General features: G+C 72.0%; 13 protein-coding genes and 2 pseudogenes. 3 read left to right on the top strand and 12 right to left on the bottom strand.

Features of this window, described 5'->3' with window-relative positions:
• Window positions 1-24 precede the first annotated feature (24 nt).
• Entirely contained in the window at window positions 25-1227 is a 1203-nt protein-coding gene (locus tag SSP29_RS26870; protein WP_150134977.1) for a lactonase family protein, read from the top strand.
• On the opposite strand, the gene SSP29_RS26865 is transcribed toward SSP29_RS26870, so the two are convergent.
• A complete protein-coding gene (locus SSP29_RS26865; RefSeq protein WP_089103395.1) occupies window positions 1195-1926 on the bottom strand; it encodes a DUF2470 domain-containing protein in 732 nt (243 codons plus the stop codon). The two genes, SSP29_RS26870 and SSP29_RS26865, sit on opposite strands and share 33 nt — an antisense overlap.
• Window positions 1927-2037: 111 nt before the next feature.
• Window positions 2038-2643 (bottom strand): TetR/AcrR family transcriptional regulator, encoded by a 606-nt coding sequence (locus tag SSP29_RS26860; RefSeq protein WP_089103394.1) that lies wholly within the window; start codon window positions 2641-2643, stop codon window positions 2038-2040.
• 108 nt (window positions 2644-2751) lie between these two features.
• Between SSP29_RS26860 and SSP29_RS26855 the strand changes: the two genes are divergently transcribed.
• Complete coding sequence (locus SSP29_RS26855; protein ID WP_089103393.1) at window positions 2752-4290, top strand: cytochrome P450; 1539 nt, start codon at window positions 2752-2754, stop codon at window positions 4288-4290.
• Here the strand turns inward: SSP29_RS26855 and SSP29_RS61580 are convergent.
• From SSP29_RS61580 to SSP29_RS26835, 5 genes and pseudogenes are all read right to left on the bottom strand, one after another.
• Window positions 4249-4407: pseudogene (locus SSP29_RS61580) on the bottom strand (pentapeptide repeat-containing protein); the annotation flags it as partial. The gene SSP29_RS26855 and the pseudogene SSP29_RS61580 overlap by 42 nt on opposite strands.
• A 15-nt stretch (window positions 4408-4422) precedes the next feature.
• Window positions 4423-4530, bottom strand: a pseudogene (locus tag SSP29_RS61575) (pentapeptide repeat-containing protein); the annotation flags it as partial.
• Window positions 4531-5154: 624 nt separating this feature from the next.
• Complete coding sequence (sigJ, locus tag SSP29_RS26845) at window positions 5155-6138, bottom strand: RNA polymerase sigma factor SigJ (protein ID WP_089103391.1); 984 nt, start codon at window positions 6136-6138, stop codon at window positions 5155-5157.
• Window positions 6135-6599, bottom strand: a complete 465-nt coding sequence (locus SSP29_RS26840) for a cupin domain-containing protein (RefSeq protein ID WP_089103390.1) — start codon at window positions 6597-6599, stop codon at window positions 6135-6137. The genes sigJ (SSP29_RS26845) and SSP29_RS26840 overlap by 4 nt, the downstream gene beginning before the upstream one ends.
• Complete coding sequence (locus tag SSP29_RS26835) at window positions 6592-7323, bottom strand: NAD(P)-dependent oxidoreductase (RefSeq protein WP_089103389.1); 732 nt, start codon at window positions 7321-7323, stop codon at window positions 6592-6594. Before SSP29_RS26835 ends, SSP29_RS26840 begins: the two co-directional genes overlap by 8 nt.
• Window positions 7324-7603: 280 nt before the next feature.
• On the opposite strand from SSP29_RS26835, the gene SSP29_RS26830 reads away from it, so the two are divergent.
• Window positions 7604-7795, top strand: coding sequence for a DUF5999 family protein (locus tag SSP29_RS26830; protein ID WP_089103388.1), 192 nt, complete (start codon window positions 7604-7606; stop codon window positions 7793-7795).
• Between the two features lie 7 nt (window positions 7796-7802).
• Here the strand turns inward: SSP29_RS26830 and sigJ (SSP29_RS26825) are convergent, their stop codons facing one another.
• From sigJ (SSP29_RS26825) to SSP29_RS26805, 5 genes are all read right to left on the bottom strand, one after another.
• Window positions 7803-8717, bottom strand: coding sequence for an RNA polymerase sigma factor SigJ (gene sigJ / locus SSP29_RS26825; protein ID WP_150134974.1), 915 nt, complete (start codon window positions 8715-8717; stop codon window positions 7803-7805).
• A 50-nt stretch (window positions 8718-8767) separates the two neighbouring features.
• Window positions 8768-10069 carry an alpha/beta fold hydrolase gene (locus tag SSP29_RS26820; RefSeq protein ID WP_089103386.1) on the bottom strand — a complete coding sequence of 434 codons (1302 nt, stop codon included), beginning with the start codon at window positions 10067-10069 and terminating at the stop codon, window positions 8768-8770.
• Window positions 10070-10166: 97 nt separating this feature from the next.
• The gene (locus SSP29_RS26815; RefSeq protein ID WP_089103385.1) at window positions 10167-11192 is read right to left on the bottom strand and encodes a LacI family DNA-binding transcriptional regulator; all 1026 of its coding nucleotides are present in this window, start codon (window positions 11190-11192) and stop codon (window positions 10167-10169) included.
• Window positions 11193-11291: 99 nt separating this feature from the next.
• Window positions 11292-12716 (bottom strand): BNR repeat-containing protein, encoded by a 1425-nt coding sequence (locus SSP29_RS26810; RefSeq protein ID WP_089103384.1) that lies wholly within the window; start codon window positions 12714-12716, stop codon window positions 11292-11294.
• A gap of 22 nt (window positions 12717-12738) precedes the next feature.
• Window positions 12739-13059, bottom strand: a complete 321-nt coding sequence (locus SSP29_RS26805) for an L-rhamnose mutarotase (RefSeq protein ID WP_089103765.1) — start codon at window positions 13057-13059, stop codon at window positions 12739-12741.
• Between the last annotated feature and the right edge of the window lie 17 nt (window positions 13060-13076).

Here is a 13076-nt window from a genome sequence, read left to right as displayed (position 1 = left end):
GACTCACGACCTGAGGTGCGTGGCATGGCCAGTGGTACGGAAGGGACGCGCGGCGGCTGGAGCAGGCGCCGGTTCGTCGGCGCGCTGGCGGGCGCGGCCGCGGTGGTCGCGGTCCCGGCCCCGGCGGCACCGCCCGCGCAGCGGCCACGCGGGGCGGCACAGTCTGCGGCCGCCGCCCCGGCGAAGACTCCCTCGGCTCCCCGTCCGCTCTACCTCGGCACCTACACCTCCGTGGACGGCGGCGGCACCGGCATCGGCATCGCCTCCTACGACCCGGTGACCGGCGTGATCACCGGCGCCGGCACGCTCACCGGGGTCGCCGACCCGTCGTACCTCGCCGTCCACCCGGACGGCCGCACGCTGTACGCGGTGAACGAGCGCGCGGACGGGAGCGTGACCGCCGTACGCCTGGCGGACCGGAGGATCCTGGGCAGCCGGAGCACGGGCGGGGCGGGCCCGTGCCACCTCTCGGTCCATCCCACCGGCCGCTGGCTGCTGAGCGCCAACTACACCTCGGGCAGCGTGGCCGTGCACCCGATCGACACCACCGGCGCCCTCGGCGAGCGCACGGCCCTGGTCACGCACTCCAGCCCGGCGCCCGGACCCGGCCAGCAGGGCCCGCACGCCCACCAGTTCATCACCAGCCCGGACGGCGGCCACGTCCTCGCCGTGGACCTGGGCACCGACACGGTCTACAGCTACCGCCTCGATCCGGCACAGGGCACCCTCACCGAGGTCGCCCAGGCGCACACGAAGCCGGGGGCGGGCCCCCGCCATCTGACCTTCCATCCGGGCGGACGGTACGCGTACCTGGCCGACGAGGTGGGCGACACGGTCTCGGTCTGCGCCTACGACCCGGCCACCGCCCGCCTGACGATCGGCGAGCCGCAGTCCACCGGCAGCACGGCCGGCACCACCAACTACCCGGCCCAGTTCCTGGTCACCGCGGACGGCGCCTACGCCTACCTGGCCAACCGGGGCGACAACACACTCGCCCGGTACGCGGTCGAGGCCGACGGGGCCCGGCTGCGGCTGCTGGACACGGTGCCGGTGCACGGGGACTTCCCCCGCCAGATCGCCTTCTCCCCCGACGGCCGGCTGCTGTTCGCGGCCAACCAGCGGTCCGGCACCGTGAGCGTCTTCACCGTCGACCCGCACAGTGGTGAACTCGGGCTCGCGGGCGAGCCGTTCGCGTCACCGGTCGCCGTCTGCGCGCTGCCGCTGTAGCGTCCGCGGGCAGGAGGCGGCCGCGCTCGCCCGGGCCAGCAGGACGTGCATGCGCTCGGTGAGCTGGGCGACGTCGTCGGCGGGGGCGTGGAAGGCGAGCCGTACGTCGCCATGGGCGCGGGTGCGTTCGATGCGCAGGGTCAGTCCGTGCCGGTCCACGGCGAGGGGCTGGACGCGGGTCGCGGCGTGCAGGCTCTCGGGCTCGACGAGCCGGGTGAGCCGCTCGACGGCGTCCGGGTGGGCGTCGGCCAGGTGGGTCAGCAGTGTGGCCTCGGCGCCGGCCAGCGGGTCCGGCTGCGCGGCGGCGAACTCGTCGAGGTCGACGACGACCGCGCCGGAGGGCCGGCGCAGCACCACGCGGGTGGGCTGGAAGACGAGGTGCTCGTCCTTGGGGGTGAACCAGCCGGCCATCCAGAGCCGGGCCCGGATCCGGCCCCGCACCGGGACGGGTGCGACATCGGCGAACTCCAGCACCGCGGACGGCTCGCCGCGCGGGGCGCAGATCGCGGCCGTGAGCAGGGCGCTGTCCTCGGGCACGTGCAGCAGCACCCGGCCGTCGTCGGCGACGGCGTGGGCGCCGACGTACTCCTCGCGTCCGCCGTCCGCGGTCACCATGCACGACCACGCGACGGCCAGCAGGGACCGGGCCTGCTCCGCCGCACCGGGTCCGGCCGCCCAGGCTGCCTGTTCGTCACCCATCCCGAATCCTCCTTAGGTAAGCCTCACCTAACCTATCGAAGATCGGGGGGTACGCCAAGCACGGAGCGCCTCGGGCACGTGAAGAAGAGGGTGCGGGCGGAACAGGGACGGTCAGGAGATGACGCCCAGCAGCGCCCGCGCGCACAGGTCCCGCACCTGTTCCCGCGTCAGCTCCTCGGTGCGCAGCCACTCCAGGCAGACATGGGTGGTGAAGGCGAGCCAGCCGCGCACCGCCAGCCGGGTGTCGGGGCGCCGTTCGAGGGCGGGGCCGAACTCGGGGTCGCCCGCGAGGGCGGCGAGGATCTGGCGCTCCTGGGCGGCCTGGGCCTGCCGATAGACGTGGCGTACGGCCTGGTCGCCGGAGGCCTCCGCGCGATGGAAGGCGCGGAAGCCGTGCGCGTGGGTCTGGACGTAGTCGAGGTAGATGTCGAGGCTCGCGGTGAGCTGCTGACGGGCGGGCACACCCGGCTCGGCCGCCGTCATCCGCAGCATCCGCTCGCTCTCCCGCTCCACGACCGCCGCGAAGAAATCACGTTTCGTCGGAAAATAGTGGTACAGCAGGCCACGGGAGACACCCGCGATCTCGGCGACCTGCTCGATCCACACGTCGTCGTACGGGCTCTCCGAGAAGAGCCTGGCCCCGACCGACAGGAGCTGCTCACGGCGGGCCGCGGTGCTGAGTCTGCGGCGGCTGCGCTCACCCTGGTTCGGGACCATGTCCGCACTTTACTTGACGTGGGTTCAACAACGGGACGAGACTGAAACCGCCTATTGAACTCACGTACAACTAGCTCAACCTGCCGCAGCATCGAGGGAGATCGCGTCATGGCGGAGACGGTCACACAGCCGGGGACGGGGCCGGGCGGCCCGCTGCCGAAGGGGTTCCGGGGCGCCGAGCACGGCTGGCCGGAACTGCACCGCATCCCGCACCCGCCGCGCCGGCTGCCGCTCCTCGGCGACGTCCTGGGCGTCGACCGGCGCACCCCGCTCCAGGACTCGATGCGCATCGCGGAGCAGCTGGGCCCGATCTTCCGGCGCAGGGCGTTCGGCAACGAGTTCGTGTTCGTGTGGGGTGCCGAACTGGCCGCCGACATGGCCGACGAGTCGCGGTTCGCCAAGCACGTGGGGCTCGGGGTGGCCAATCTCCGTCCGGTCGCCGGGGACGGCCTGTTCACGGCGTACAACCACGAGCCGAACTGGCAGCTGGCGCACGACGTCCTCGCCCCGGGCTTCAGCCGGGAGGCCATGGAGGGCTACCACGCGATGATGCTGGCGGTGGCCGGGCGGCTGACCGACCACTGGGACCGCGAGCTGGCGGCCGGCCGCTGGGTGGACGTGCCCGGCGACATGACCAAGCTGACCCTGGAGACGATCGCCCGCACCGGGTTCGGGCACGACTTCGGCTCGTTCGAGCGGGACCGGCCGCACCCCTTCGTGACCTCGATGATCGGCACGCTCACGTACGCCCAGCGCCTCAACAGCGTGCCCGCGCCGCTGGCCCCGCTGATGCTGCGGCAGGCCTCCCGGCGCAACGCGGCCGACATCGACCACCTCAACCGCACGGTCGACGACCTGGTAGCCGAGCGGCGCCGGACCGGGCGCGGGGAGGGCGACCTGCTCGACCGGATGCTGGAGACGTCCCACCCGGAGACCGGTGAGCGCCTTTCCGCCGAGAACGTACGACGGCAGGTGATCACCTTCCTGGTGGCCGGCCACGAGACCACCTCGGGCGCGCTCTCCTTCGCCCTGTACTACCTCGCCCTGCACCCCGAGATCGCGGCCAGGGCGGCCGCCGAGGTCGACCGCGTCTGGGGCGACACGCCCGCGCCGGGCTACGACCAGGTCGCCAAACTCCGCTACGTGCGCCGGGTCCTCGACGAGTCGCTACGGCTGTGGCCGACGGCCCCCGCCTTCGCCCGCGAGGCCCGCGAGGACACCGTGCTGGCCGGGCGGCATCCGATGCGCCGGGGCGCCTGGGCGCTGGTCCTGACCCCGATGCTGCACCGGGACCCCGAGGTGTGGGGCCCGGACGCCGGGAGCTTCGACCCGGACCGGTTCGACGCGAAGGCGGCCCGCGGCCGGGCCCCGCACACCTTCAAGCCGTTCGGCACCGGCGCGCGCGCCTGTATCGGCCGCCAGTTCGCCCTGCACGAGGCCACCCTGGTCCTCGGCCTGCTGCTGCGCCGCTACGGCCTCGGGGCCGACCCGGACTACCGGCTGCGGGTGACCGAGCGGCTCACGCTGATGCCGGAGGGCCTGCGGCTGCGGCTGGAGCGCCGCACCCCCGCCCCGGCGCCGGTGACCGTGCCGGAGGCGCCCACGTCAGAGAGCGGCGGCTGTCCAGTGCACGGGACGGGTGACTGACGCCGGCAGCCGGGTACCGGCGCTGCCCCGGGCCGCGGTCACCTGCGGCTGGGTCAGGAAGATCGCGCCGGTCAGGTCCGCGTCGGTGAGGTCGGTGTCGCGCAGGTCGGCGCCGATCAGGTCGGTGTCCCGCAGATCGGCGCCGGAGAGGTCGGCGGCGATCAGGCAGGCCCCGCGCAGGCTCGCCCCGCGCAGGTCGGCGTTCCGGAGGCGGGCGCCGATCAGATCCGCGCCCCGGCGGTCCTTCTTCCTGCCGCGGACGCCGGCGCGGGCCAGCTCGCTGGTGCGCAGCAGCAGGACGTTGACCTTCTCGCGGTGCGCGGCGACGTCCAGGGCGGCGAGTTCCTCCGGCGTCCCCCGGGTGAGCTCCTCGGTGTCCTCAAGGAGCCTGCCCAGTTCGGCGTGGACGGGGCGGGCGGCGGGCAGGTCCAGCGCCTCGGTGAGGTACCGGAGCAGTTCGTGCAGCTGCCGTACGACGGGGAAGGTCTCGAACATCCGGCGGGCGCGCTCCGGGGAACCGGAGCGCCAGTCCTGTCCGCCGAAGGTGACCTGCGAGACCTGCTGACCGGCGCCGAAGCAGTCGTAGACCGTGCAGCCGTTGAACCCCTTCTGCCGCAGCTCGGCGTGGATGCCGCAGCGGTGGTCGCCGCCGAGGTTGCCGCAGGGCTTTCCGGCGGGCTTGTCGACGGCGAAGTCCGCCGAGGCGGTGAACGGCAGGGCTACACAGCACAGCCCGAAACAGCGGGCGCAGTCCCCGCTCAGCCGAGCCCGTTCGGATATCTGTTCTGGCACCCGGTCAGCCTACTGACCGTTCGACGGGGTGCCGAGCGCGGTGTATCCGCCGCTGCTGGAGAGCACGGCCCGCTACTGATCAGGGGCCTGGCCGGAGTCCTCGTCGTCCGGCCGTACGTGGGTGAGCTTGGCCGGGTTGGTGACGACGTAGACACCGGAGACCTGGTCGCCGTCCGGGGTGAGGTCCATGACCATCACCGCGTACGGGGAGTCGCCCGAGAACAGCACCGCCGCGTCGTCGCCGTTGACGCTGCGGTAGTGGACGTCCAGGTCCCCGGCGCGCCGGGAGGCGTAACCGGCCAGCATGCGGGCGGCCTTCTCCCGGCCGTGGACCGGTCGCAGCCCGGCCCCCTGCCGGGCTCCGCCGCCGTCGATCCAGACCGTCACGTCCGGGGCGAGGATCTCCAGGAGAGCCTGGAGGTCGCCGCCGAGGGCGGCCGCGACGAACCGTTCGGTCGCCTCCCGACGGACCCGGGGCCGGGCCCGGTAGCGGGGGCGGCGGGCGTGCACATGGGCGCGGGCCCGGTGGGCGACCTGACGGACGGCGGCGGGCCTGCGGTCGAGCATGCCGGCGATCTCGGTGTGGGCATAGCCGAACACCTCGTGGAGGACGAACACCGCCCGTTCCAGCGGGGTGAGGGTCTCCAGGACCACCAGCATCGCCAAGGAGACCGAGTCGCTGCGGACCGTGTGGTCGGCGGTGTCCGGGGCGATGCCGGTGGCGGCGTCGGCGGCGTCGGTGATCAGGGGTTCGGGCAGCCAGGGACCGACGTACGTCTCACGGCGGGAGGCGATGGCCGTCTGCCGGGCGAGCGCGTGGTTCACCGCGATCCGGACGAGATAGGCACGCGGGTTGCCGATCTCCGCCAGCGGCGACCTGCTGTTCTTCCCGGACCAGGACAGCCAGGTCTCCTGGAGCACGTCCTCGGTGTCGGCGACGCTGCCGAGCATGTTGTAGACGACGGAGAACAGCAGCTCGCGGTGGTCGGTGAAGTGCCGCGTCGCGGTGTGCGCGGGGCTGTCCTGCCGGTCTCCGGTGCCGGGTGACGTACTCATCCCTGTACCTGGTAGCTGATGTGGTGTCCGGCCGCGACGGGGTTGATCTTGGCGGGATCCAGGCGCCCCTCGGTGAGGACGGCGGGTCCCGCCTCGATCAGGTCCTCGACGTACCGCTCCCAGCCGCCGGGCGAGGAGATCTGAAGGACCCGGGGCGGCGGGTCGGAGGCCCGGCGGAGGGCGTGCGGGACGCCGTGCGGGAGCAGCGCGAACGTCCCCTTGGGCGCTCGGTGCCTCCGGTCGTCGAACTCGATCTCCAGGATGCCGTCCAGCACGTAGATGCCCTCGTCCGCCACATGGTGGACATGCCGTGGGATGTCCTGGGCCAGGATCACCTCCAGCAGCGAGAAGCGCCCCTCGGTGTCGTCGGTCGTCGCCTTGACGGCGAACGCCGGCGGCAACGGGATCCGCCCCGGCCTGGGGGCACCCGGTTCCAGCAGGATGAAACGGTCTTCAGACATGGGTGCGGTCCTTCTCGGCCGGCATGGGCTTCTTGCCTCCGAACGCCTCTTTCCGGATGACGTCGAGGAGGCTCGGAACGCCTTCCGTGGTGCGGACGTCGACGAAGGCGCGTACATGACGGCCGCCGACCGCCTCGCGCAGCAGCACGTTCCCGAGATCCGCTCGCGAGGTGAACCGGCCGGGCAGGCGCGAGGTGCCCACCTGGTAGTCGCTGACGGCAGCCGTGTCGAAGAGGCCCGCGGGACGGACCACGGTCCACTGGTGGTCGCCGTCGCGCACGATCTCCTCCATGCGCCGCATGTCCTCGTACACGGTGCGCCCCATCGTGCGCGCGATGGCGGGTTCGAGCACCTTCCGGAAGAAGAAGGTCTCACCGGGTGCCGGCACACCGAAGAGCACGGTCGAGGACACGCAGACCAGGCGCCGCACGCCGTGTTCCGTCATGGCCCGCGTGATGTGGGTGATGCCCTCGGAGTACACGGTGACGGGGTTTCGGCTGTACGGCACCCCCAGCACCGAGATCACCGCGTCCTGTCCGGCCACGACGCGTTCCACGGCGGCCGGGTCGAGCACATCCGCGCCGGCCACCCGCAGTCGCGGGTCGGCCAGCGGGAACGCCTCGGGGCGGCGGGTGACGGCGGTGACCGTGTGCCCTTCGGCGATGGCCTGCGCGGTGGTCTCCCGCCCGGTCGGCCCGTTCGCCCCGAATATCACGATTTTCACGTACTTCCCCTCTCCTGCCGGGCTTGGGCGTGCACACGGTGGCGTCGTCCAAGCTGCTTCTGTCATGGGAGGGGCCCGAGGGCGCGGAATGTGACACCCCGCCCTCGGGTGAGACGCGGACCACACGATCAGAAGATCACGCCGTCGACGCGCGTGATCTCGATCGGGAACTCAATCGGAAACTCACCGACGAGTTTCCGGCCTTGTAGGGGCCCTCTCATCCAACGGAAACAAGCTCGGCTACCACAGAGGCAGGAGCCCGCAGGACAGGAGACGGACCATGTGCAGGCAGCAGCCCCCGTGCCCCGGCGCCGACCACCCCGACCACCACCCGGCCGTGATCGTCTCGGCCCATCCCGAACAGGGCTGGAGCCTGCTGTGCGACGGCACGATCGTCTTCGACGACACCGGTGAACTCCTCCCCGACGGACGGGCCGTGAGCCCCCATCGGCCTCCGGCCGCCGCCATCTGACCGGCTGTCAGTTCTCCTCGGCAGTGAGGTCCAGGCGGTCGAGCCGCTCGGGGTCGGCCAGGATGTACATCTCGGTGATCCGGCCTTCGGCGACGGTGACCGCCATGACCGACAGCGGGCGTCCCTCGGGCGTGGTGACCATGCCGACGGTGCCGTTGACCAGCGCGAGCCACGCCGAGTCCTCGAACTGCCGGAAGGTGAGCGCCTGTTCGGCCACCGTCCGCGCCCCGCGGACGACCTTGGAGGCGGCCGCGCCGCGCACCAGCGCACCCGAGTCGACGCGCAGCACCACATCCGGGTGGAGCAGGGCGACCAGCGCCTCGAAGTCGCCGCCCCGGGAGGCGGCCAGGAAGGCCTCCAGCACCTTGCGTTGCCGCCCGAGGTCGGGGTCGCCGGCGGGCGTGGCCCCCTGGACCCGGCGGCGGGCCCGGCTGGCCAGCTGCCGGGTGGCCGCCGGACTGCGTTCCACGATGGGCGCGATGTCGTCGAAGGGCACCGTGAACATGTCGTGCAGGACGAACGCCAGCCGCTCGGCGGGCTCCAGCGTCTCCAGGACGATGAGGAGGGCGAGCCCGACGGAGTCCGCCTCCAGTACCTCCTGTTCGGGGTCGACGCTCGTCAGCGGCCGGATCACCGGGTCGGGGACGAACGTCTCGTCGATGGGCTGCTCGCGGCGCGCCGTACGGGAGCGCAGCATGTCGAGGCAGACCCGGCCGACCACGGTGGTCAGCCAGCCGCCGAGGTTCCTGATCTCGTCCGTGTCGGTACGTCCGAGCCTCAGCCAGGCTTCCTGGACGGCGTCCTCGGCCTCGGCGAGCGAGCCGAGCATCCGGTAGGCCACCGCGCGCAGGTGCCCGCGGTGCTCCTGGAAACGGCCGGCCAGCAGTTCCGCGTCCATGGTCATGTCCCCCCGTTCCTCCATGGCCGCAGACTATGCGGGCCCGCCACGCCCGCAACCTGATTTACCGGACGTCACGCCTCGTCGCGGGCGAGCCTCAGCAGCCGGTCCAGGACCCTCGGCGCGCCGGTGCGCAGTCCGTCGTGCTCGAACTCGTCGGTGACCCAGGTGCGCAGGCCCCGGACGGCCCGTGCGGTGCGCAGCGAGTGCCCGGCGTCGACGTACATGTCGTCGTGGTAGACGGCGGCGGCGACCGGGACCTCGTTGGCGGCGAGGCGGGCAGGGTCGTACAGCGGCTGCCAGTCGGTGCGGGCGGCGAGCAGGTCGGCCGCCGCCTTCAGCGGCCGCAGGGACGGGTCGGTCTCGAACATCCAGGGGTGCACGGTCTCGCCCGTGAACAGGACCGGGGCGTCACCCGCGAGCGCCTTGGCCGCGTCGAACTGCGGGAACTCGGCGCGGACCCGCTCGGCCGCCCAGGCGGTGGGGCGGGCGTCCTGGCCGTAGACCGGCTCGTGGACGAGGGCGTACAGCGGGTTGCTCGCATACGAGAGGAGGCTCTGTACCTGCTCCTGGAAGGCGTCGGAGAGGTCGGGGCCGGACGGGGTGCGGACGAAGGCGTCCTCCAGGAGGAAGTGCAGGCGGTGGCTGCCGTCGCTCATGCCCAGCATCAGGCCGAGGGACTGGAAGGCCTCGACGGTGAGCCGGTAGCCGTTCGGCAGCAGGGTCTCGCGGTCCAGGAGGTGCTCGGCGATGCGGCGGACCCGCTCAACGTCCGCCGGATAGCGGTCGTAGTGCGCGGTGACCTTGCGTTCGATGCGCGGATAGGCGGCGCGGTAGACGTCGTCGGCGTGCGCGTCGAGGGACGGCAGGCCGCCGGTGATCACGGAGGTCCTCAGGCCCTCGGGGAAGAACGACAGGTACGTCACCGTGCAGAAGCCGCCGAAGCTCTGGCCCAGGGTCGTCCACGGGTCGCCGCCAGTGACCTGCGGGCGGATCGCCTCGCAGTCCCGGACGATGGAGTCGGCGCGGAAGCGGGCCAGGTAGTCGGCCTGGGCGGCCGGGCCGCCGCGCAGCGGGAGGGTCTGCCGGTTGACCGGGGTGGAGCGGCCGGTGCCGCGCTGGTCGAGGAGCAGGACGCGGTACTCGTCCAGGGCCCGGTCGAGCCAGGCCTGCCGCCCGACGAAACGATTCGCTCCGAAACCGGGACCACCCTGCAGATACAGCAGCCAGGGCAGTTCCCGGTCCGCCTTGTCGGTCGCGACCGCTTCCCGGGCATACAGCTCGATGGTCTCGCCGTCCGGTTCTGCGTGGTCCAGAGGGACGGTGAAGTGGCGGTCGGTGAGGACGACGCCGGGCTGGCGGTAACTGAGGCTCAACGGTTCTCCCGGGACGGACGGATGGTCGCGACCCAGTTCAGCACATGTCCGGGGCCCTGGTGCCCCCGAGATCATGAAAACGTTACTGAACAACCGATCAGCGGGCGGCCAGGCTGGAGCGGCGCACCACCAGTTCCGGCTGGAGCACCACCCGGCGGTGCTCGTGCGGCGCCCGGCCCTCCCGCTCCTCGGTCTCCTCCAGGAGGAGGTCGGCGGCCATGGCGCCCATGGTGACGGCGGGCTGGCGGACCGAGGTCAGCGGTACGGCGGCCGCGGCGGCGAACTCGATGTCGTCGTAGCCGACGATGGCAAGGTCGTCCGGGACGACCACCCCGGCCGCGTACATGGCCTGGAGGACGCCGAGTGCGAGGAGGTCGTTGGCGCAGAAGACGGCGGTGGGCCGGTCGGCGAGGCCGAGGAGGCGGGCGCCCGCGTCCCGGCCGGCGGCCACGTCGAGCCGCTCGGTCGGCAGCTCGCGCAGCGCGTCGGGGCCGAGTCCCGCCTCGGCGAGGGCGTTCAGGGCGCCGGTGCGGCGGTCGCGGACCTGGTTGAGGCCGGGCGGGCCGCTGACGTACGCGATGGACCGGTGCCCGGCGTCGACGAGGTGGCGGACGGCCAGCGCACCGCCCGCCACGTCGTCGACGCTGACCGAGCACTCGGTGGTGCCCTCGGCGACCCGGTCGACCAGGACGAAGGGAATGCCGTGCCGGCGGAAGGTCTCGATGTTGCGGCCGGTGGCGTCCGCCGGGGTGAGCAGGACCCCCCGCACCCGCTGCTCGGCGAAGAGCGAGAGGTACTCGGCCTCCTCGCCGGCGTTCTGCGCGCTGTTGCAGACCATCACGCCGAGCCCGGCCTCCCGGGCCGCCCGTTCGGCGCCCCGGGCCACGTCCACGAAGAAGGGGTTGCCCATGTCGAGGACGAGCAGGCCCATGATCCGGCTGCGGCCCGCGCGCAGCTGGCGTGCGGACTCGCTGCGGACGTAGCCGAGCCGGTCGATCGCCGACTGCACCCGCGCCCGGGTCTCGCCGGCGACGGTGTCCGGGCGGTTGATGACGTTCGAGACCGTGCCCACCGAGACTCCGGCGGCACGGGCGACGTCCTTGATACCCACCGACTGGGCCATCGGGCGAGACCTCCAGAAACGTGGACGGCGCCTTCACAGCACGGAAGGGCACATCGGGAAGGGCTTCACATTACGACATGACTCGCACACCGGTCCGGGTCAGGCGGGCAGGGCGAAGTCGACGACATGGAGCGCGGAGGGTGTCGTACCGCTCGATGCCTCCTGGTACATGAACGACAGCACATTGTCGGCCTTGATGCGCATCTCGTCGATCACGGCCTCGCCGAAGGCGTTCAGGTCGCTGCCGTCGTAGAGCAGCGCCCAGTCGGAGTACCCGGATGCCTTGGACGCGCCGGCGATCCGGCCGTAGGGAAAGACGGCGTAGGCGTTGTCGTACTTGTCCAGGACCAGCTTGGTGCGCTGGCTGGAGTTCAGGGCGACCGGGATCTCGGTCTTCTGCCAGCTGCCGGCGGAGTTCTTGCGGACGTGGAAGGCGCGGCCGTCGGCCGTGCGGTCGGCGACGTAGTCGGTGGTGCACTGGCCGAAGCGGCCGGGGACATAGCTGATGATCGCGTGCGGGAGGCCGGCGGAGTCGGTCCACTGGCTCTCCTGGTTCATCAGGGAGTGGTCGGGGTTGAGGGAGTCGACGACCAGCCCGGAGTCGGTGACGGCGACGGTGTCCGCGGTGCCGGTGGTGGCGACCAGGGCGCCGGCGTCGTTGCGCCAGGTCCGGCCGCGGTCCGTGGAGTAGACGTAGCCGGTGTCGTGGTTGGTGATGCCGCCGCTGTTGCACATCACTGCCGCGTTCTGCTCGCGCCAGGTGAAGAAGGAGTGCAGCCGCCCGTCGACGTCGTAGTCGATGCCGTGCAGGTACATGTTGCGGGCGGTCGACGAACCGTGCTCGCTGGTGTACGTCCCGGTGGAGCTGCTCCACTCCCCCAGCACGGTCCAGCTCGAACCGTCGTACTCCGCAAGGGCGTTGCGGCCGTTTCCGGAGATCCCCACCCGGTAGCTGAGCTGGAGCTTCCCCTCGGGGGTGGAGACGAACTGCGGGTAGGTGAACTGGGAGGTGGGCGTGACACCGTCCAGAGACGTCTGTACGGCGCCGAGGACGGCCGAAGTCCAGGGCGTGGAGGCGGGGTTGTCCAGCAGCCCGGCGACCGACCTGACGTAGAAGAAGCCGTCGCTGTGCGAGTCCATGTTGATGTGGAGCCGGCCGTCGGTCTTCGACACGCCCATGGAGATGACGTTGTGCGAGTCGCTGGACTTGAGCTGGTGGGCGAGCGTCACGGTCGACCACGCCGGCCCGCCGAGCACCCGGCGCCCTATCACCGCGTAACCGGTGGAGGTGTACCAGCCGGCGTACTGGTAGCCCCTGTACGTGAACAGGCCGTTCTTCTGGAAGGAGTTGTTGTTGACCAGCCCGTCGTAGGAGACGAAGTAGATCGCCTGGGCGTCGAGTCGAGTGCTCTGCTGCTTGTTCACCGACGGTCCTGGGTCGGCCGCACGGGCGGTGCCGGCGGCGAGGGCGGGGGTGGCCACGGCTCCGACCAGGGCGGCGCCCAGCACGGTACGTCTTTTCACGAGCGGCTCCGGGGGGGACGGGTCAGGCGAGGTGGAACACTTCGGTGAGCGGTTTCATCGCCTCGTCGGGACGGGTGCCGTCGAGGGCCTCGAAGAAGGGGCCCATCTCGGCCTGCCAGCGGGCGTTGACCTCGGTGGCCGCCATGCCGGCGCGGGCGGCCGCGAAGTCCTCGGTCTCCAGATAGCCGACGAGCAGGCCGTCGTCGCGGAGGAAGAGCGAGTAGTTGTGCCAGCCGGTGGCGGAGAGCGCCTCGCGCATCTCCGGCCACACGGCGGCGTGGCGTTCGCGGTACTCGGCGAGGCGGTCCTGCCGGACCTTGAGAAGGAAACAGACGCGCTGCATGAAGTACCGCCCGGCTG

Origin of the sequence: Streptomyces hyaluromycini, from assembly GCF_002217755.1 — a bacterium.
GTDB classification, from domain to species: Bacteria; Actinomycetota; Actinomycetes; order Streptomycetales; family Streptomycetaceae; genus Streptomyces; species Streptomyces hyaluromycini.
Note: the sequence above shows the minus strand (reverse complement) of the source record. Positions and strands in the feature narration are given on the sequence as shown.